The sequence below is a fragment of the Butyribacter sp. genome (assembly GCF_056818865.1).
Genome location: NZ_DBLYGC010000010.1, coordinates 85,419 through 104,840, shown reverse-complemented (window position 1 = coordinate 104,840; position 19,422 = coordinate 85,419). Strand labels below are relative to the sequence as shown.

The window sequence follows — 19,422 nt, the reverse complement described above, 5'->3', positions numbered from 1 at the left end:
TCTCTATTGCAAAGGAGTATTGGATGATATTAGATAAAAGCAGACAACGAGGACTTGGTATTATACTTGGATATATAAATTTTTTTGTTAATATGGCTACCCAATTGATATATGTCCCGATTATGCTTGGAATTTTAGGACAAAATGAGTATGGTGTGTATCAATTAGTAGCGAGTATTATTTCATATTTAAGTCTGTTAAATTTTGGATTTGGAGGTTCATATTTAAGATTTTATGCCAAGTGTAAGGGAGACAGCAAAAAGGAGAAGCAGTTAAATGGAACTTTTTTGTTGATTTTTTTATTCTTTGCCTTGTTGGCATTTTTAATAGGTTGTTTAATTAGCGTTAATGCAGAAAAAATACTGGGCAATAAACTTAAAACGAATGAGATTTCACTTTCTAAGATATTACTTTTTATTTTGGCAATTAACATGGCATTAACTTTTCCTATAAGTGTATTTTCATCTATAATAAGTTCTAGAGAAGCATTTGTTTTTCAGAAATTAGTTGAATTAGTGAAGAGTATTGCAAACCCATTTTTAACTATTATTATTTTGTTTATGGGAAAAGGCTCAATAGGAATGGTTTGTATAACTACAATGATTACAATAATAGCAGGAGGTGTGGATATTTGGTATGTTAAAAGAATAATTGGGGCAAGGTTTTCTTTTGAAAAAATAGATACAAAATTAATTAGAGAAATTGCCTTATTTTCTTTTTTTATTTTTTTAAATTCAATTATTGATCAGATTAATTGGAATGTAGACAAATATCTTTTAGGAAGAATAGTAGGTTCAGTTGCAATTGCTATATATAGTGTAGGTTCTCAGATTAATGCAATTTATATTCAGGTTTCAGATATGACAGCATCGGTTATGGCTACTAAAGTTAATTTGATAGTGGCAAGAGACAGTAATCCAATTGAAAAATTAAATGAATTATTTATAAGGGTTGGGCGACTTCAGGCATATATTATTTTAGCAATTGTAACAGGATTTTTGGTATTAGGAAAAGATTTTATTATTCTTTGGGTGGGAAATTCTTACAAAGAAGCATATTATATTACACTTTTTTTAATTGTACCAGCAGCAATTCCACTTATGCAATCATTAGGAGTTGATATACAAAGAGCTTTAAATAAACATCAAATTAGATCCGTTGTATATGCTTTGTTATCAATTACAAATATAATAATTAGTATACCATTGATTTATAAAATGGGTGCTTCAGGAGCAGCATTAGGAACAGCAATTTCATTGATTATAGGTAATGGAATAACGATGAATATAATTTATGCAAAGTATATAGGGCTAGATGTCTTGAAATTTTGGAGAAATGTATTGCCGATAATATTTACTGCAATAATTCCAGTATTGATAGGAATAGGAATTAATCATATTCTTCCAAAAGTATCATTAGTAAAATTTATTATAAAAAGTTTGATATTTTTAGTTGCTTATTTAATTTCAGAGTATATTATTGCTGTGAATAATGAGGAAAAATTAATGTTTAATCGTATATATATTTCAAAAATAAAAAGGAAGTAAATTTATGAAAACATATGCAGGATATTATAAAAAAGAAATAAGAGAAAAATCTTCGTCAGGAGCTATTTTTTGTGCAATAGCTTTGAAAATACTTGGTAAAGGTGGCATTGTTTATGGTGTATGTATGTCAGAAGATAACTATTCGGCAAATTTTGAACGTATAAGTGATGAAAAGTCTTTGGAGAAAATATTGGGATCTAAATATATGCAAGCCTATGTAGGTAATACTTTTATTAATGTCAAAAGAGACTTGGATAATGGTTTGAATGTTTTATTTTCAGGCACAATTTGTCAAATAAATGGTTTGAAAGGATACTTGAATAAGGAATATGAAAATTTATATTGTATTGATGTAATTTGTCATGGAACACCATCTAATAAATTATGGATGAAGTACTTAGTTGATAGAGAAAGACAAATAGGAAAATGCAACGAATTAAATTTTAGAAGTAAAGAACAGGGGTGGTATGATTCAGGAATTAAAGAAAATAAAATTTTTACACCTCAAAAACAAAATTCGTATATGAATTTATTTATTAAAGATTTGTGTTTGCGCCCTTCTTGTTATAAGTGTTTATGTAAAACAAATAAGCTGTCGGATTTTACATTAGGTGATTTATGGGGAGTACATGAAGTAGCCCCTGAGTTAAATGATGATAGAGGAATTTCGGTTATATTTATAAGGACAAAAAAGGCTGAAAAATTATTTGAGCAATTAAAAGATGAATTGATTATAAAGGTAATTACTTATGAACAGGCAGTAATTGATAATCCATGTGAATACAAATCTTCAAAAAGACCGAAGTTAAGAGATACATTTTATAAAGACATGGAAGTAATGTCATATCAAGAGTTGGTAGAAAAATACCTTAAAATTAGGAGATTTGATAGATTAATAAATAAAGTGAGCAGTATAATAAAAATAAGAAAAAAACTATAATATAGTTGTATGTAGAGTTATTAAATATAAAAATAATTAGATAGTTGGAAGGAAAAGGAAATGAAAATAGATGAAAATAATAAATTGGTTCCAAAACTATTTGTTTACAAAGAAGATTGTTGTGGTTGTACAGCATGCTATGCTATTTGCTTAAAGAATGCAATTCAAATGAAAGAAGATGAAGAGGGTTTTTTATATCCTGAAATATATGAGGAAAGTTGCGTTGGATGTGGTATGTGTATAAAAGTATGCCCTATAAAGAAATTAGAATAATTTATAGTAGAAATGCGTTAATATAGTGGGTGGGAAGATACAATAAAAAATTATTTTTATGAAGAAATAGGAAAGAGAAACAAAAGATGAGTAAGAAAAAGACACCACTATTAGCGTCAAAAGAAACAAACTTAAAATTACAAAATAATAATAGAAAAAATTTTTTTAGTACAATTATTGAGAGTAAATTTAGAAAATATACCGTATTATTGGCTCTATTTATTGCTATTATTACAATATTTATTCCAGTATCAAAATCTAAAGTATCAATTTGTGTAGAGTATGATAAACAATTAACATCTGTAGCACAATTGTTTTATGATACCGGTTCAGGATACATGGAAGAAAATTCTTTTAAGGCAGAAGTGTCTGACAAAAAGGCAGAGTTTATTGTAGGTGAAGATACCATTAGTAAGATAAATCGGCTTCGCTTAGATCCTGTAGCTGAACAGCAGGATGATTTTGCAATAAAAGAAATTTGTGTAAAATGTAACGGTAAAAATATTTTGGTATATTCTTCTGGAGCACTTAGAAAATATGTGTTGTCCGTGTCAAATGCAGTTATAAATGAAAAAAATCTGAAATTGACAAATATACAAGATGATTCAAACATTTATTTTTCAGAGAATTTAGCTTCTAATCTAAAAAAAGCTGTAGAAGATAAAATAAAGTCTGCTGATTTAGTGACGAAAATGTTTAGAGCTATTATCATTTTTTGTTCCATAGTAGTTGTATTATTATTTGCTCAATATATATTTAAAAGAAATAATAGGATAAAAGAAATTTTTAGGAGCTTTGCAGAAAAAAACAGATTATAAAAATCAGGAGTGTTCAAATATATTATATTGGTAATCTCCAATATTCTGATTTTAATGATTGTAATATTTTATACCATAAAAGATTTTTTGATTGCGAATTTTAATGGGTTATCTTTTTCTGAAATAGTATTCCATCTTAAAGTACCTATGGAAGGTACGAGCACGGATATGGTTTCAGAGTATTTTAAAGCAAAATCAAGCATATTGATAATAACAGTATTATGTCTTGTTGTAGCCAATATATGTATATTAAAGGTAAAACAGCTTTTGCTTAACAGACTTACTTATATTTTTTCTTTTGGTTGTTCAATGATTGCATTTTTGTTAATTGGAGGTATGTGTCTGAATCAGCTTGGAATGGTCGAATACCTTAAAAATCAGATGGAAAGTTCAAAGTTTATTGAAGATAATTATGTGAAACCCGATACGGTAAATGTAACATTTCCCGAAAAAAAGAGAAATCTTATATATATTTTTATGGAATCGATGGAGTCAACATTTATATCAAAGGATGAAGGCGGAGCCATGAATTATAATCTTATTCCGGAATTGACAAAGTTGGCTCAGAATAATACCAATTTTTCTGAGGATAGTATGGTAGGTGGCTCATATGCGGCATATGGTTCAACTTGGACGGTAGGAGCCATGGTATCGCAGACAAGTGGATTACCGTTATTGCTTCCTATAGATGGAAATTCATATGGAAATTATGCATCATTTTTACCGGGAGCTGTTACACTTGGAGAGATTTTGCAAAAAGCAGGTTATAATCAGGAGCTGATGGTTGGTTCAGATGTAAATTTTGGCGGAAGAGGTTTATATTTTTCACAGCATGGTAATTATAAGCTTTGGGACTATCAGACAGCAAAGGATGAAGGAAAAATATCTCAAGATTATCGTGTATGGTGGGGCTTTGAAGATAATAAGCTATATGAGTATGCAAAAGAGGAAGTTACTAAGATGGCAGACGAGGATGAGCCGTTTAATTTTACAATGCTTACTGTTGATACGCATCACATAGGCGGTTATAAGTGTGACTTATGCGGTGATAAATATGATGACCAATACGAGAATGTTCTTGCATGTGCAAGTGCTCAGGTGAATAAATTTGTGAAATGGCTGCAAAAACAGGATTTCTATGAGAACACGACGATTATTATTTCGGGAGATCATCCAACGATGGATAATGTGTATATGGGTTCACACTATGATAATTCTAAAGGGAGACGTGTATACAATTGCTTCATAAATTCAGCAGTAGATACATCAAATAATAAGAATCGCAAATTTACAAGTATGGATTTATTCCCGACTACGCTTGCTGCTATTGGAACAAAAATAGATGGCGACAGACTCGGGCTGGGAACGAATTTATATTCTGATAAAGAAACTTTGGCAGAGCAATACGGATATGAGTATATAGACAAAGAGCTTGCCAAAAATTCTAAATTTTATAATAAAGATATTTTAAATGAATGATAATAAAAAGCTGCATTTTAGAACAATAATCTGAAATGCAGTTTTTTATTATTGACGAACATATATTCACATGTTATTATACAAACAAGAGAAAAAACAAACAAATGTTTGCAAAAGGCGTAAAACATTGCATTTTTGTTATACCGTATGTATAATGTGTGAAAGGAGCAGCTTATGGGGAAGGTAGATATAGCAACGAAGCAATATATGTCGCATAGAGATGTTATAGCAGATGCTTTCAATTTCTATATTTATGATGGCAGACAGGTGATAAAGCCTGAAAAATTGCAAAAGATAGATAATACTGAAGTGTTACTGCCATATGGAAATGACGCAGATATTGCAATACAGAAATTGAGAGACAATCTTATGCTGTGGACTGTGGCTATGGATGACGAGGCGGTGTATGTTGTACTTGGAATTGAAAAATCAGTCAGATAAAGATGGCAGCTGGATAAAAGGAAAACCAAGGTTTAAACATGTAGAGAAAGAAGCGGTGGAGCTTATAAATCTGATAACCGGCTCACAGATTGCCGGTGAAGAAAAAGAGGAGGTTATAGATATGTGCAGAGCGTGGGAAAATTCAATAAATAATGCCAAGAATGAGGGGAGACTTGAAGGTAAAATTAAGGGCAAAATCGAGACATTATATGAAGAATGTGATATGTCTATACCTGATATAGCAAAAAAGGTGGCAAAACCGGAAGAGTATGTCAAAGAGGTTATAAAAAAGTTGACAGCGGCGTGTTTGTAGGAATGAAAATATTATCAAAAACTTACCTTTTATTAAGTTGTAAATAAAGTCAAATATTGTTATAATAAAGTCAAATATTTTTTAGGAGGAACGGTGTATGAGTATTTTAAAGTCTAAATTCGGAGTTACAAAAGAAGGTAATGAAGTTACGAAATATACATTAAAGAATACAAATGGTTTAGAGGTGTCGTTTATTGACTTGGGTGGAGTTATCACAAATATTATGATGCCGGATAAGGATGGCAATGTTGATGATATTGTCTTGGGCTATGATAAAGTCTCAGATTATGAGGTGAATATGCCAGGCTTTGGTGCTCCAATAGGAAGATATGCAAACAGAGTTTCAAATGCATCATTTTCTTTAAACGGCAAAGAATATAAACTTGATATGAATGACAATACAAATTGTCTGCATGGTGGAAATACAAGATACAATCGTATGATGTATGATGTGGAGACAGATTCGGTAGAAAATGGAGACAGCATTACATTTTCAAGAATGAGTCCTGATGGAGAACAGGGATTGCCGGGAAATCTTAATGTTGCGATTACATATACATTAAACGATCAGAATGAACTTATGATAGATTATTATGCTGTGGGAGATGCTGATACTATTGTGAATATTACAAATCACTCATATTTTAATCTTGGAAAAGGCGGTCATAAGTGTAAAGATGTTCTTGACCAGGAAGTTACCATTTATGCGGATAATTATACACCTGTAAATGATATTTTAATTCCTACAGGTGAGATAAAGAGTGTTGAGAATACGGCACTTGATTTTAGAAAGGGCAAAAAGATTCGTGATGGACTTGGTGCTTTTGACAAGGATGAAAAGACTGTTACTGAGTATGATCATAACTTTGTACTAAACGGGGATGAAATATGTGATGTTGCGAAGGCTGCACAGTTTATATGTGAAGATACAGGTAGAATGCTAGAAGTTTATACAGACCAGCCGGGCATGCAGCTTTATACGGCAGGTACGCTTACTGTTGAAAATGCAAAAGATGGCATGAGTTATGGAAATTTCAGTGGTGCATGTTTTGAAACACAAAATTTCCCTAATGCAATAAACACAGAAGGCTTTCCAAATGCAGTTCTGAAGGCAGGAGAAGAGTATAGTACAACAACAGTATTTCGCTTTTCGGTTAATGATTAAAAAGAATAATAGAGCTTATTATGAATGCAGAAGGGATTGTTGAATACTTATGAAAAAACTAAGTGGTTCAGATGTTCTTGTTGTTGATGACAATAGTGCAAATACACTTGTTCTTAAAGCAATGGTTGAGAGATATGGTGTTCACGTTGACACTGCGGAATCAGGTATGGAAGCAATCGAAAAAACGTGCTCAAAAAGTTATGATTTTGTGCTTATGGATTATCTCATGCCTGATATGGATGGTGTTGAAGCCATAAGACAGATAAAATTTGTTACAAGTGGGACGGATGGCACGGTATTTTTTGGAGTTTCGGCTACAGTTGATGCACAGGTAAAGGAATTGTTTGACAAGGCGGGTGCAACAGATGTTCTCAGAAAACCTGTAAAAAAAGAAGAATTAGAAGCAGCTCTCATCGCAAATGGATTTGAGATTGATGTTACTGAAAGTGAAGAACAGGAAGATGAAGATCAGACGATGTTCCTTTCATCTGTGGATGGACTTAATTATGAAGAGGGATTGTCACTTATGGCAGGAAGTCTTGAAAATTATATGAAAGTTCTTGTAGTCAGTGTTAGAAACATAATCGAAAATTATAATATGATAGATGTTATAAGAAACACTGAACAGATGGAGACTATGACCTTGCACTTTCACAGTTTGAAAGGTATATTTTTAAATATAGGTGCAGATGAGCTTGCGGAGCAGTCAAAACGGCTTGAGTTTGCTGCGAGAGAATTTGAAAATCCATATGTTCATGAGATGATGGATGGGTATCTTGAAAAAGTAAAAAAATTTCACGACCAGCTTGAGAAAGCGTGTATTTTTTTCAAAGAGCAGGATAAAAATAAGAGTAACTCAGAAGTTATGCCTGTTTCAGAATTTATGAAGAATGTGGAAAAACTTAAGGAATATATTCAGGATTTCAACTATATAGATATTATTGAAATGTTAGAAAAGATGATGGGAAGTGCATCAGCAGACAGACAAGAGATATTAAACAAAGTTTATGACAATATACAGAATTTTGAATATGATGCGGCATATGAAATATTAAATAATATTACGGAGAATTAATATGAACGTCTTTAAAAAGTGTTTACGTAAAGAATTTGGAAAAAAAGGGTATGAAAAATATGTAAAACTTTTTTCTGAGGAGATTGGAGATAAGAAAAATGTCAGATTAAATATAGAAGATAAGAAGATTTATAAAGATATGTATGAAATTCTCTCAAAAGATTCAGAGACGGTTATCAAAGAAAAATTGGAAAATTTATCTGTCACATTATATAATGCACTGCAAATAATAAGAAAATTTTCGGGAATATTGTTTGTATATGCATTGGCAAATATTGTGTTGCTTATGCTTGAATTGGATTATTATGTTACATGTGCCAGTATAGCAATACTGGGAGCAGCATTTTTGTATAAGCTTCTTGAATTTCTGGAAAATAAATTTTGCTTTATTGATGCATATCTGATAATGATATATAAAGCAGTGCTTGAGAAAATCAGGTAGCTGATATACGGGATGATAACAGACATAGTGGATGTGTCAGAGTGTTAGGAAACTATTGAAATCAAGTAGGAGAAAATTCCTCATTAGAGGAATTTTCTCCTACTTGATTGTTGAAATTATACTGTATGTCTATAGTCATACAGTATTATAAGAAATTTATCATGTGTACATTATTAGTATTATTATCTTAGATAAGCTTAAAATGTTTCATTGCATTATATATACCATCACCAAATACATCATCTGTTATATAGTCTGATTTATCAAGAACTGTTTTAGGACTGTGTTTCATCGCGATGCTTGTTCCGGCAAATTCAAGCATTGGCAGATCATTGTTGCTGTCCCCTATTGCAATAGTATCTTTTTTCTCTACATTAAAATATTCCATAAGAAATTCGATACCGGTAGCTTTAGAGCAATTAGAGGGAACTATCTCATAAAAGCTGTTGCCACGGTCGATTATTGTAAATATTTTTGAGTATTTTTCACTGAAAGATTTAAAATCACTGTTTTTATGAACGCCGATACAAAATTTATCAAATACAAGATTTGATGCCATTGCCGGATCAAGTTCTTTATATGCATCAGGATATAGTTTTTTCTGCTCGTTTTTAAAATCGCCTATATGTGTAGTGTATGGTTTGTTTCTGTAATAAAGTGTTTTTTCGCCCTCTAAAAGCCATTCAATATCATATTTTTCAAGGTCTTTGATGAGCTCGTTGCCAATATCAAATGGTATTGTTTGAGAAAAGAGTATCTCATTTTTATATAAAATATAAGTACCGCATCCGCATATAAAACCATCCATATTTAATTCTTTAAGATAGACATCAATTTCTGACAAGGCACGACCGGTGTTTATGAAACAGAGATGTCCATTTTTCTGAAGGTTTTTAATTGCATCTTTTGCTGACTGGGGAACTACATTTTTTTTGCCGACTCTGTCAGCTATAGTTCCATCTACATCAAAAAATAATAATTTTCTCATATGCAAATCCTTTCGATAATGATATAATTTTTGTGTTTGTGATTTTTTCTTTGTTTTTACAATGTTGTTTATTATAATGCATAAAAGATGATAAAGTCAAATAAAGTTATGGACAACAACAAAACGTAATCGGTTATTATGGTTTGGTGTTTTAGAAATGAGGTTTTATATAAATGAGTTACGAGAAAAAAGACTTTTTGCCTGTGTGCAGGGAAGATATGATAAAGCGTGGCTGGGAACAGGTCGATTTTGTATATGTATGCGGTGATGCTTATGTCGACCATTCTTCTTTTGGTGCTGCAATCATTACAAGGGTATTGGAGGCACACGGATATAAAATAGGTTTTATTGCTCAGCCGGACTGGAAGGATGAGGAGAGTATTCAGGTATTTGGTATGCCGAGACTTGGTTTTCTTGTTTCAGCGGGAAATATGGATTCAATGGTAAATCATTATACTGTGTCAAAGAAAAGAAGAAGTTCTGATGCGTACACTCCGGGCGGTGTTATAGGAAAAAGACCTGATTATGCCACGATAGTGTATTGCAATCTTATAAGAAAAGTTTATAAAAGGGTGCCGATTATCATTGGAGGGATAGAGGCAAGTCTTAGAAGACTTGCACACTATGATTATTGGTCTGATAAATTAAAACATTCGATACTTGTTGATTCACAGGCTGATATATGTATATATGGAATGGGTGAACTTTCTGTAGTCGAGATAGCAGATGCGCTTGAGAGCGGAATTGACATATCTGATATTACTTTTGTAAACGGTACGGTTTACAGAGCCAAAAATCTTGACAGTGTGTATGATGCAAAGATGCTTCCTGACTATGAGACAATGCAGAATGATAAACTTGAATATGCAAAAAGTTTTTATATTCAGTATTGCAACACTGATTCAATTACTGCCAGCAGACTTGTTGAAAAATACAATGATTATCTTTATATAGTGCAGAATCCGCCGGCAAGACCGCTCACACAGATTGAGATGGATGATGTCTATGCACTTCCGTATATGAGGGCATATCATCCTATGTATGAAAAAGATGGTGGAGTACCTGCTTTGTCAGAGATAAAGTTCAGTCTTACAAGTAATAGAGGATGTTTCGGAGGATGCAGCTTTTGTGCTTTGACGTTTCATCAGGGCAGAGTGTTACAGACAAGGAGCCATGAATCAATAATTACAGAAGCAAAACAGATGATAAAAGAGACGGATTTTAAAGGGTATATACATGACGTAGGCGGACCGACGGCAGATTTTAGAGGAAGAGCATGCGACAAACAGGTTGAACATGGGGTATGTATGAACAGACAATGTCTTTTTCCAAAACCCTGTCCAAATCTCAAAGTTGACCACAGTGATTATCTTAAACTTTTGCGCAAGCTCAGGAAGCTTGACGGAGTAAAGAAAGTTTTTGTGCGTTCAGGTCTTAGATTTGATTATATAATGGCAGACAGTGATGATACATTTTTGAAAGAACTTTGTGAATACCATATCAGCGGACAGTTGAGAGTTGCACCGGAACATATTTCTGATGAAGTCCTTAAAAATATGGGAAAACCTGAAAATGCAGTATACGAAGCGTTTAAGGCAAGGTATGACAGGATAAACAGAAAGGTTGGTAAAAAACAGTTTGTCGTGCCGTATCTAATGTCATCACATCCAGGTTCAACACTTAAAGAAGCCGTAGAACTTGCCGTTCATTTAAGGGATTTAGGTTACATGCCCGAACAGGTTCAGGATTTTTATCCGACACCGTCAACTATTTCAACATGTATGTATTATACAGGGGTTGATCCAAGGACAATGAAAAAGGTGTATACACCTGTAAATCCGCATGAGAAAGCGATGCAGAGAGCACTTATACAATATAAGAATCCTAAAAATTATGATCTTGTAAAAGAGGCACTTATAAAAGCAGGAAGAGAGGATCTTATAGGCTTTGACGAAAAATGTCTTATCAGACCGAGAAAAGAAAAGTGGCGTGAGGAGGCATGGGAAAAGAAGAATGCTAAAAATGGTAAAAGTTCCAAGACAGGGCAGAATTCAGGAAAGAATTCAGGAAAGAGAAAGAACGGTGAAAGCGGTAAAGGAAGTATTAGCAAATTAAACAAAAATGACAATACCACAAATGGAAACAGAAAAAACAGGGGAACTGTTAAGTCATCGGGAAAAAGAAAAGTAACATCTGAAAAAAGATATGGTACAAAATCAAAAAGAAGGTAAAATTTATTAGAAAACAGACGATATAAAATATAGATAAATGGTATATCGTACAAATAACATCCTTGTTTATAGAAAGGATATTTGAAAAACGATGTATTTGTACAATGAATAATTGATAATCAATATATCAAAGATGTAATTTACGATGTACCGGAAATGAGCATATGATGATAAAGGAGTGTGATTGTTATGCCATCAGTTTTTTCAATAAGTGGTGCAAACAGTATGTTTTTTGCGGATAGCAGCAGTAAAAACTCAAATAATTCGGTGTCATCAATTTTTGGTGAGACAAGCACTTTGCTTGGCGACTATTCAATGATTAAATCAGGCAGTTACAAGAAGCTTTTAACTGCATATTATGCTTCGCAAAAAACAGATAATAAGAGCAATGGGACTTCAACTTCAGGTTCAACCGCAAATTTAGTGGATATAAAGACAACTGCAGTTAAATTAAAACAATCTTTATCTAAGTTGTCAGAGACTTCATTATATGAGAAAAAGACAGACAAAGACGGAAAAAGTGACTATGACAGAGATGCCATTACAAGTGCGGTTAAAAATTTTGTTGATGCCTATAATAATTATATTGATGCGAGTGGAAATGCTGATTCGACAAGTCTTTTAAGAAGAAGTGTGAGTATTGTCAATAACACAAATGCGAATTCGGTTCTGCTTTCAAAGAGTGGTATCAGCATCGGAAAAGATAATAAACTTTCACTTGATGAAGATACTTTGAAGAAAACAGATGTTAATGTTTTAAAGACTTTATTTACAGGTGTAGGTTCTTTGAGTGATACAATATCATCAAAGGCAAATGAGAGTTATGGTATTGCAAACAGTGCTGTATTTAACAATAATCATGCAGCTTCATACACCTATAGCGGTGCATATACGACATTTGCGAACACAAACAGTTGGTTTGAGGGACTTATGTAGTATCAATTTGAATATGCAATATCAGCATTAAAATGATGCAAGGGTCATGATCCTACCATCATTTTAATTACAATTAATCAGACTTAAATAAAAATACAGGCGTGTATGGATAAGCAGACAGGGTATTTGGGATACTCATTGTAATCTTTGACATGCCTGTATCTTTATGTGGCAGAAAATAAATTTACTTTATTTGTATTTGTTTATGGCTGGTCGGAAAAATTAAAGATGAGAGGAAAAAATATGTATCGTTTTTATGTATCTAAGGAGCAGATTGCGGCTGATAAAATTTATATAGAGGGAACGGATGTAAATCATATAAAAAATGTTTTAAGACTGGAAAAGGGTGATTGGATAATTGCCTGTGACAAAGAAGGAACAGATTACATTTCAAGAATAAATACTTTATCTTCTGAGCAGATTTTGCTTGATGTTGAAAAAGTGCAGGACTCAGATACAGAACTTCCGTGTAAGATTGTGCTTTTTCAGGGAATTCCCAAAAAAGATAAGATGGAATTTATCATACAGAAAGCTGTGGAATTAGGCGTGTCCGAAATTGTTCCTGTTGCTATGAAAAGATGTGTTGTGAAGTTGGACGACAATAAGAGTGACAAAAAGGCAAAGAGGTGGCAGGCTATAGCTGAGGCAGCCGCAAAACAAAGCGGCAGAGGGATTATTCCTAAAGTGGCAAATCCTGTAAGTATTAAAGAGGCATTTGACATTGCGGGCAGCTTAGAGTACAATATGATACCATATGAGTTACAGGACGGAATTGAAGAGTCGAGAAAAATAGTAAAAGAAAGCTGCACGAAAAAATCAGTTGGAATATTTATAGGACCGGAGGGCGGTTTTGAAAAAGAAGAAGTTGAAGAAGCTATATCTAAGGGGATAAAGCCAATATCGCTTGGAAAGAGAATTCTTAGGACAGAGACGGCAGGAATGGCAATTGTTTCGATTATGATGTTTGAGATGCAGGATTAAGATTTAGAGATATTTTAAAGTACGGAGGAATACAAATGGAGGCTTATCTTGATAATGCCGCTACGACACAGGCATTTGATGAAGTATGCAGGGAAGTTGAAAAGGTTATGATGATTGATTTTGGAAATCCGTCATCAAAGCATACAAAAGGAATGCAGGCGGAAAATTATATAAATGAGGCGAAAGAAAATATTGCGTCAACACTTAAATGCCAGCCTAAGGAAATTATATTTACGTCCGGCGGAACAGAATCAAATAATATGGCGCTTATTGGTACGGTGTTAGCAAACAGAAGAGCCGGAAAACACATTATTACTACAAGAATAGAGCATGCATCTGTACATGAACCGCTGGCTTTTCTTGAAGAGATGGGTTATGAAGTGACTTATCTGAAAGTTGACAAGCTTGGTCATGTTGACATGAAAGAACTTGAAGAGTCAATAAGAGATGATACTGTTATTGTTTCTGTTATGTTTGTCAATAATGAGATTGGTGCGGTAGAAGATATTAAAAAAATATCTGAGCTAATCAAGAGTAAAAATAAAAATATAATATTTCATGTGGATGCGATTCAGGCATATGGCAAATATAAAATAGTACCAAAGAAGTTAGGTATTGATCTTATGTCGGTAAGCGGTCACAAGATACACGGACCTAAGGGAAGTGGATATATATATATAAAAGAAAATACAAAAATAAGACCTATAATTTTCGGTGGTGGACAGCAAAAAGGCATGCGTTCGGGAACTGAAAATGTTCCTGCGATAGCAGGATTAGGACTTGCCGCAAAGATGATATATGATAATCAGAATGAAAAAATAGAGAAACTTTATGAATTGAAGCAGATGCTTATTGATGGTTTGTATGATATAGGAAATCAGAATAAATGTGCTGACGGTTCGTGTGGAGTTGTAATAAATGGCATAGATGGAATTGATATAAAAGACACGGCACCACATATAGTTAGTGCGTCATTTTATGGAATAAAGAGTGAGGTTTTACTTCATGCACTTGCTTCAAAAGGTGTTTATGTCTCATCGGGTTCAGCATGTTCTTCAAATCATCCTGACCTTAGCGGAACATTAAAAGCAATAGGTGTCAGTGATGAACTTCTTGACTCGACAATCAGATTCAGTTTTTCTGTTGAGACGACAAAAGAGCAGATAGAGTATGCATTGGAAGTATTGATGAAGCAGCTTCCGATATTGAAACGTTTTACAAAACAATAATAAACAACACAGGTAATAATCAAAAATGGGTTGCCATGCACACATAAGGTGCGGCAGGCTGTCGGAATAAATACCTGATAAAATAAAAAATGGAGGAAAAAATGGCGCAGGGATTTTTATTAAAATACGCAGAAATAGGGGTTAAGGGAAAGAACCGTTATAAGTTTGAAGATGCGTTATGCAATCAGATAAGATTAAGACTTTCTGAGATTGACGGTGAGTTTACTGTTGAGAAAGAATCAGGAAGAGTATTTGTTCAGGCTGACGGAGACTTTGACTTTGATGAAGTGATTGAGACGTTACAGAGAGTATTTGGTCTTGCTGGAATCAGTCCAGTGGAAGTGATTGAAGATAAGAGTTGGGACAATGTAACAAAAGCAGTAGGTGACTTTGTAGAAAAGCAGTATGCCAAATGTGATTTTTCTTTTAAGGTAAAATCAAAGAGAAGCGATAAGCATTATCCTTATACATCACCGGAAGTATGTGTGGAGATGGGCGGATATCTTCTTGAAAGATTTCCTGAACTTTCAGTAGATGTGCATAATCCTGACGTATATATATGGGTAGAGATAAGAGAAAAAGCATATGTATACTCAAAGGTTTATAAGGGTATAGGCGGTATGCCGCTTGGAACAGCAGGAAAGGCAATGCTTCTTTTGTCAGGTGGAATCGACAGTCCAGTTGCAGGTTATATGATTTCTAAGAGAGGTGTCTGGATAGATGCGGTTTATTTCCATGCACCGCCATACACAAGTGAGAGAGCAAAACAAAAGGTTGTTGACCTTGCAAAGCTTGTTTCAAAATATACAGGCAAGATAAGACTTCATGTTGTCAATTTTACAGATATTCAGATGTATATTTACGAACAGTGCCCTCATGAAGAATTGACTATCATTATGAGAAGATACATGATGAGAATAGCACAGCATCTTGCAAAAGAGAATGGCTGTCTCGGTCTTGTCACGGGAGAGAGTATAGGTCAGGTGGCAAGCCAGACTATGCAGAGCCTTGCAGCTACAAATGAAGTGTGTGATATACCTGTCTACAGACCGCTTATTGCATTTGATAAGCAGGATATAGTCGATATTTCTGAAAAAATTGGAACATATGAGACATCAATACAGCCATATGAGGACTGCTGTACAATTTTCGTGGCAAAACATCCTGTCACAAAACCAAATCTTAAAGCAATCAACAAGTCAGAAGAAAATCTTACGGAAAAGATTGACGAGATGGTAAAAGAGGCTCTTGATACTATTGAGATAATAGAGATAGGAAAATAATGCAAGGGTCAAAATATATTTTGACACCGGCATCAGAAAAAAATAAAGTAAAAAATGCTTTAAGAAGTTTAAACGTAAAAAAAGAGAACACCTTACGATATGTCTATGGTGTTCTCTGAAATTGCATTTAAAATTTGAGAAGGCACAGCCTTCCCGGTGTTTAGTATAAACTGTTGTGTCCAAACTGACACACTCTTTTACTCAACGATGTAAGGTGCTAATGTTTTGAGGATATCATCCATGTTGTCATCATCATGAATGTTTAAGTCAATTGCCTTTGAAAGGTCAAGACTGAAAATTCCCATGATGGATTTTGCATCGATAACATATCTTCCTGAAACTAAATCAAAATCTGTATTGAATTTAGTTACATCATTTACAAATGCCTTTACTTTGTCGATAGAGTTTAAAGAAATCTTTACGGTTTTCATACTAACTACCTCCCTTATATTTTGTTCACATATAATACTAGACATTGAATGATGAAAAGTCAATATACAATGTTGCCAAAAAAAATGGCGTAAGTGTGTATATAGTTACTATCAGATTGCAAATAATTGATAAATTATTAAAATGTTTTGTAATATGTAACAAAAATCGGAGGTGTTTTTTTGGCATAAATTTTAAAAATTGATACGATGTAAAATTATATTAAATAATAACAAGGAGGAAAAAAGTGCGAGTTGCTTTTTTGACATTAGGCTGTAAGGTTAATTCTTATGAGACTGAGAAGATGAAGATAAATTTTGAAAAAAAGGGTCATATGGTTGTTGCATTTGAGGAAAAGGCGGATGCATATATCATAAACACATGTACTGTAACTAACATTGCCGACAGGAAGTCAAGAAAAATGCTTCATCGTGCGAAGCGCATAAATCCTGACGCTGTCATTGTCGCTGCCGGATGTTATGTCGATTCGGCAAAAGCTAAAGGCGAGGTTGATGACAGTGTAGACTTATTTATCTCCAATAAAGACAAGGAAAAGCTTGTAGAACTTGTTTTAAATAAATTATCTCAGAACGGCAGCTATGACACAAAAATGGATGACGTGGATATGGAAAGTCAGCAGCAAAACAGCAGTGAAACAGTGTTTGAAGAAACAGCTCATATTCATATGTCAGAGGCAGCCGTTGAAGAAGAACATACAAGAGCATATATAAAGATACAGGATGGGTGCAACCAGTTTTGTACATATTGTATAATTCCGTATGTGAGAGGACCGTTGAAAAGCAAATCAATTGATGAGATTACCGCAGAAGTTGAAAAACTTTCAAGACAGGGATACAAAGAGATTGTTGTTACAGGTATTCATCTGTCCTCGTATGGCGTGGATGGCAAAAAGTCAGGTGCTTTTCTTGAAAAAGAGGGAAAGCCGTTACTTGAAGCATTGGAGGCAATAAACAGCGTCACAGGGATTGAGAGAATAAGGCTTGGTTCGCTTGAACCAAGAATAATAACCGATGAATTTGCAAAAAGGTTGTCGGAAATATCATCGATATGTCCTCATTTTCACCTGTCTTTGCAGAGCGGAAGTGACAGTGTTTTAAAGAGAATGAACAGGCATTATACGTCTGAACAGTACCTCGAGGGAGTAAAAATACTTGAAAAATATTTTGAAAATCCGGCAATAACGACAGATATTATTGTGGGATTTCCGATGGAAACAGAAGATGAATTTGTTGAAACGCTTAAATTTGTCAAAGAAGTGCGGTTTGCACAAATTCATGTTTTCAAGTATTCAAGGAGACAGGGAACCGCTGCAGATAAGATGGACGGTCAGATAGCTGAGAGTGAAAAATCAGCAAGAAGTGAAAGGCTGATAGAAAAAGAAAAAGTTCTTGAGAGTGAATTTAGAGAACGTGCATTAAAAAATGAGGAAAAAGTTTTATTTGAGGAAATTACGCAGATAAACGGGAAAAAATATATAACAGGATATAATGAGAGATATATAAGAATTGCTGTAAGTGCTGAAAATATTGAGGATGCACAAAGTAAATGCAATAAGATAATCAGCGTGAAAATTATCGGAAAAGTGAATAATGAAGTGGTTCTTGCAGAGTTAAATGACAACTTTTAAAAAAAATTATATTGTTTTTTTTGGTGGGATATATTAGTATATATGTATATATTTTTGAACGTGAAAAGGAATGGAGGTTTACTGCCTTTATGCAGGAAATAAATAATACACAATATTTTAAAGTACAAAAAGATCAGGTAATTGAAGTTAAAGATGTTATAGCGAGAGTATATGAAGCTCTTACAGAGAAAGGATATAATCCTGTAAATCAGATAGTCGGTTACGTTATGAGCGGTGATCCGACTTATATTACAAGTCATAAGGGAGCAAGAAGTCTTATCAGACGTGTGGAACGTGATGAGATAATTGAACTTCTTTTAGAGGACTATATAAATAACAATTTTAAATAAAAATACAGAAAGAAAAAACGGGTGAAAATATGAGAATCATGGGGCTTGATTATGGCGCAAAGACAGTAGGTGTAGCAATTAGTGATGATATGCTTATCACGGCACAGCCTGTCGAAACAATAAGGCGTGAACGTCCGACAAAGCTCAGACAGACTCTTGCGAGAATTGAGACTCTGATGAAAGAATATGATGTAGAAAAAGTGGTTATAGGACTGCCCAAAAAGCTGAACAACGAAGAAGGCGAGCGATGCGAAAAGACAAGAGAGTTCGGGGAAATGGTAGAGAGAAGAAGCGGACTTGAGGTTATATATCAGGATGAGCGTCTCACAACAGTTCAGGCTGACAGTGTGCTTTCAGAAGGCGGAATCCGTAAAGAAAAAAGAAAGCAGTATATAGATAAGATGGCAGCATCATTGATTTTACAGAGTTACTTAGATAGTTTAGAGCGGAAATAAGTGCTTTCTGCCTGTTTATAGCGAAAGGATACAATTTAATATGGAAGAGAATAAGGAAACTAAAGTTGTTAATTTTACAACGGATAATGGAGAGGAAATTCCTTTTTTTGTGGTAGAAGAAACTAAGATAGCAGGGGAAAATTATCTCCTTGTTACTGACAGTGAAGATGATGAAGCGGATGCATATATTCTTAGAGAGGTTTCTGAAAACACGGAAGAAAGCTTTTATGAGATGCTTGAAGATGATGATAAAATAAATGCAATCTCAAAAGTTTTTGCAGAATTATTGGACGATGTGGAATTTGAAAACTAAATGAAAGGCAGGGAAAAAAATTGAAAACAGAGACAGAAAATTCTCAGAATGAGAACATAAATATAGAAGAGCCGGCGGTGGAAGAA

The 19,422-nt window shown here is 33.7% G+C and carries 21 protein-coding genes; 19 read left to right on the top strand and 2 right to left on the bottom strand.

The features are described 5' to 3' along the window. From ACZLXV_RS06385 to ACZLXV_RS06340, 10 genes are all read left to right on the top strand, one after another. Window positions 1-1,547 (top strand): lipopolysaccharide biosynthesis protein (locus tag ACZLXV_RS06385; RefSeq protein ID WP_482382850.1); only part of this gene is annotated, 1,547 nt, incomplete at its 5' end. A gap of 4 nt (window positions 1,548-1,551) precedes the next feature. Continuing rightward, window positions 1,552-2,487: a Coenzyme F420 hydrogenase/dehydrogenase, beta subunit C-terminal domain gene (locus tag ACZLXV_RS06380; RefSeq protein WP_482382849.1), complete on the top strand. Its 936-nt coding sequence runs from the start codon at window positions 1,552-1,554 to the stop codon at window positions 2,485-2,487. 60 nt (window positions 2,488-2,547) lie between these two features. Beyond that, window positions 2,548-2,760, top strand: coding sequence for a 4Fe-4S dicluster-binding protein (locus tag ACZLXV_RS06375; protein ID WP_482382848.1), 213 nt, complete (start codon window positions 2,548-2,550; stop codon window positions 2,758-2,760). 86 nt (window positions 2,761-2,846) lie between these two features. Beyond that, window positions 2,847-3,578 (top strand): hypothetical protein, encoded by a 732-nt coding sequence (locus ACZLXV_RS06370; RefSeq protein WP_482382847.1) that lies wholly within the window; start codon window positions 2,847-2,849, stop codon window positions 3,576-3,578. A gap of 87 nt (window positions 3,579-3,665) precedes the next feature. Further along, the gene (locus tag ACZLXV_RS06365; RefSeq protein ID WP_482382846.1) at window positions 3,666-5,057 is read left to right on the top strand and encodes an LTA synthase family protein; all 1,392 of its coding nucleotides are present in this window, start codon (window positions 3,666-3,668) and stop codon (window positions 5,055-5,057) included. A 174-nt stretch (window positions 5,058-5,231) separates the two neighbouring features. Continuing rightward, a complete protein-coding gene (locus ACZLXV_RS06360) occupies window positions 5,232-5,498 on the top strand; it encodes a hypothetical protein (protein ID WP_482382845.1) in 267 nt (88 codons plus the stop codon). Next, a complete protein-coding gene (locus ACZLXV_RS06355; RefSeq protein WP_482382844.1) occupies window positions 5,464-5,811 on the top strand; it encodes a hypothetical protein in 348 nt (115 codons plus the stop codon). Before ACZLXV_RS06360 ends, ACZLXV_RS06355 begins: the two co-directional genes overlap by 35 nt. 97 nt (window positions 5,812-5,908) lie before the next feature. Beyond that, a complete protein-coding gene (locus ACZLXV_RS06350) occupies window positions 5,909-6,976 on the top strand; it encodes an aldose epimerase family protein (RefSeq protein WP_482382843.1) in 1,068 nt (355 codons plus the stop codon). Window positions 6,977-7,025: 49 nt separating this feature from the next. Further along, on the top strand, window positions 7,026-8,051 hold the full coding sequence (locus ACZLXV_RS06345; protein ID WP_482382842.1) for a response regulator: 1,026 nt from the start codon (window positions 7,026-7,028) through the stop codon (window positions 8,049-8,051). A 1-nt stretch (window position 8,052) separates the two neighbouring features. Then, window positions 8,053-8,493: a hypothetical protein gene (locus ACZLXV_RS06340; protein WP_022224825.1), complete on the top strand. Its 441-nt coding sequence runs from the start codon at window positions 8,053-8,055 to the stop codon at window positions 8,491-8,493. Between the two features lie 187 nt (window positions 8,494-8,680). Here the strand turns inward: ACZLXV_RS06340 and ACZLXV_RS06335 are convergent, their stop codons facing one another. Next, the gene (locus tag ACZLXV_RS06335; protein WP_482382841.1) at window positions 8,681-9,481 is read right to left on the bottom strand and encodes a Cof-type HAD-IIB family hydrolase; all 801 of its coding nucleotides are present in this window, start codon (window positions 9,479-9,481) and stop codon (window positions 8,681-8,683) included. A gap of 173 nt (window positions 9,482-9,654) precedes the next feature. On the opposite strand from ACZLXV_RS06335, the gene ACZLXV_RS06330 reads away from it, so the two are divergent. The 5 genes from ACZLXV_RS06330 (at window position 9,655) to thiI (ending at window position 16,141) form a co-directional block, all read left to right on the top strand. Next, entirely contained in the window at window positions 9,655-11,712 is a 2,058-nt protein-coding gene (locus ACZLXV_RS06330; RefSeq protein ID WP_022224823.1) for a YgiQ family radical SAM protein, read from the top strand. A 189-nt stretch (window positions 11,713-11,901) separates the two neighbouring features. After that, entirely contained in the window at window positions 11,902-12,648 is a 747-nt protein-coding gene (locus ACZLXV_RS06325) for a hypothetical protein (RefSeq protein ID WP_482382840.1), read from the top strand. Between the two features lie 243 nt (window positions 12,649-12,891). Further along, on the top strand, window positions 12,892-13,629 hold the full coding sequence (locus tag ACZLXV_RS06320) for a 16S rRNA (uracil(1498)-N(3))-methyltransferase (protein ID WP_482382839.1): 738 nt from the start codon (window positions 12,892-12,894) through the stop codon (window positions 13,627-13,629). A 35-nt stretch (window positions 13,630-13,664) separates the two neighbouring features. After that, window positions 13,665-14,858 carry a cysteine desulfurase family protein gene (locus ACZLXV_RS06315; protein ID WP_022224820.1) on the top strand — a complete coding sequence of 398 codons (1,194 nt, stop codon included), beginning with the start codon at window positions 13,665-13,667 and terminating at the stop codon, window positions 14,856-14,858. A gap of 101 nt (window positions 14,859-14,959) precedes the next feature. Continuing rightward, window positions 14,960-16,141: a tRNA uracil 4-sulfurtransferase ThiI gene (thiI, locus tag ACZLXV_RS06310; RefSeq protein ID WP_367335868.1), complete on the top strand. Its 1,182-nt coding sequence runs from the start codon at window positions 14,960-14,962 to the stop codon at window positions 16,139-16,141. 197 nt (window positions 16,142-16,338) lie between these two features. Here the strand turns inward: thiI and ACZLXV_RS06305 are convergent, their stop codons facing one another. Continuing rightward, the gene (locus ACZLXV_RS06305) at window positions 16,339-16,572 is read right to left on the bottom strand and encodes an HPr family phosphocarrier protein (protein WP_022014733.1); all 234 of its coding nucleotides are present in this window, start codon (window positions 16,570-16,572) and stop codon (window positions 16,339-16,341) included. 245 nt (window positions 16,573-16,817) lie between these two features. Between ACZLXV_RS06305 and mtaB the strand changes: the two genes are divergently transcribed. The 4 genes from mtaB to ACZLXV_RS06285 all read left to right on the top strand — a co-directional run bounded on the left by mtaB (window position 16,818) and on the right by ACZLXV_RS06285 (window position 19,336). After that, window positions 16,818-18,218 carry a tRNA (N(6)-L-threonylcarbamoyladenosine(37)-C(2))-methylthiotransferase MtaB gene (gene mtaB, locus ACZLXV_RS06300; RefSeq protein WP_482382838.1) on the top strand — a complete coding sequence of 467 codons (1,401 nt, stop codon included), beginning with the start codon at window positions 16,818-16,820 and terminating at the stop codon, window positions 18,216-18,218. Window positions 18,219-18,307: 89 nt separating this feature from the next. After that, window positions 18,308-18,568: an IreB family regulatory phosphoprotein gene (locus tag ACZLXV_RS06295; protein WP_022014735.1), complete on the top strand. Its 261-nt coding sequence runs from the start codon at window positions 18,308-18,310 to the stop codon at window positions 18,566-18,568. A gap of 29 nt (window positions 18,569-18,597) precedes the next feature. After that, window positions 18,598-19,023, top strand: coding sequence for a Holliday junction resolvase RuvX (gene ruvX, locus ACZLXV_RS06290; RefSeq protein WP_367335866.1), 426 nt, complete (start codon window positions 18,598-18,600; stop codon window positions 19,021-19,023). Between the two features lie 40 nt (window positions 19,024-19,063). Then, the gene (locus ACZLXV_RS06285) at window positions 19,064-19,336 is read left to right on the top strand and encodes a DUF1292 domain-containing protein (RefSeq protein WP_482382837.1); all 273 of its coding nucleotides are present in this window, start codon (window positions 19,064-19,066) and stop codon (window positions 19,334-19,336) included. Window positions 19,337-19,422: the final 86 nt, after the last annotated feature.

Excerpts from the sequence above, each read along its gene's own strand:
- ACZLXV_RS06380 (WP_482382849.1), top strand. The coding sequence starts at position 1,552 with ATGAAAACATATGCAGGATATTATAAAAAAGAAATAAGAGAAAAATCT.
- ACZLXV_RS06340 (WP_022224825.1), top strand. The coding sequence starts at position 8,053 with ATGAACGTCTTTAAAAAGTGTTTACGTAAAGAATTTGGAAAAAAAGGG.
- ACZLXV_RS06360 (WP_482382845.1), top strand. The coding sequence starts at position 5,232 with ATGGGGAAGGTAGATATAGCAACGAAGCAATATATGTCGCATAGAGAT.
- ACZLXV_RS06375 (WP_482382848.1), top strand. The coding sequence starts at position 2,548 with ATGAAAATAGATGAAAATAATAAATTGGTTCCAAAACTATTTGTTTAC.
- ACZLXV_RS06295 (WP_022014735.1), top strand. The coding sequence starts at position 18,308 with ATGCAGGAAATAAATAATACACAATATTTTAAAGTACAAAAAGATCAG.
- thiI (WP_367335868.1), top strand. The coding sequence starts at position 14,960 with ATGGCGCAGGGATTTTTATTAAAATACGCAGAAATAGGGGTTAAGGGA.
- ACZLXV_RS06325 (WP_482382840.1), top strand. The coding sequence starts at position 11,902 with ATGCCATCAGTTTTTTCAATAAGTGGTGCAAACAGTATGTTTTTTGCG.
- ACZLXV_RS06355 (WP_482382844.1), top strand. The coding sequence starts at position 5,464 with ATGTTGTACTTGGAATTGAAAAATCAGTCAGATAAAGATGGCAGCTGG.
- ruvX (WP_367335866.1), top strand. The coding sequence starts at position 18,598 with ATGAGAATCATGGGGCTTGATTATGGCGCAAAGACAGTAGGTGTAGCA.
- ACZLXV_RS06335 (WP_482382841.1), bottom strand. The coding sequence starts at position 9,481 with ATGAGAAAATTATTATTTTTTGATGTAGATGGAACTATAGCTGACAGA.
- ACZLXV_RS06350 (WP_482382843.1), top strand. The coding sequence starts at position 5,909 with ATGAGTATTTTAAAGTCTAAATTCGGAGTTACAAAAGAAGGTAATGAA.
- ACZLXV_RS06305 (WP_022014733.1), bottom strand. The coding sequence starts at position 16,572 with ATGAAAACCGTAAAGATTTCTTTAAACTCTATCGACAAAGTAAAGGCA.
- ACZLXV_RS06370 (WP_482382847.1), top strand. The coding sequence starts at position 2,847 with ATGAGTAAGAAAAAGACACCACTATTAGCGTCAAAAGAAACAAACTTA.
- ACZLXV_RS06345 (WP_482382842.1), top strand. The coding sequence starts at position 7,026 with ATGAAAAAACTAAGTGGTTCAGATGTTCTTGTTGTTGATGACAATAGT.
- ACZLXV_RS06285 (WP_482382837.1), top strand. The coding sequence starts at position 19,064 with ATGGAAGAGAATAAGGAAACTAAAGTTGTTAATTTTACAACGGATAAT.
- ACZLXV_RS06315 (WP_022224820.1), top strand. The coding sequence starts at position 13,665 with ATGGAGGCTTATCTTGATAATGCCGCTACGACACAGGCATTTGATGAA.
- ACZLXV_RS06320 (WP_482382839.1), top strand. The coding sequence starts at position 12,892 with ATGTATCGTTTTTATGTATCTAAGGAGCAGATTGCGGCTGATAAAATT.
- ACZLXV_RS06330 (WP_022224823.1), top strand. The coding sequence starts at position 9,655 with ATGAGTTACGAGAAAAAAGACTTTTTGCCTGTGTGCAGGGAAGATATG.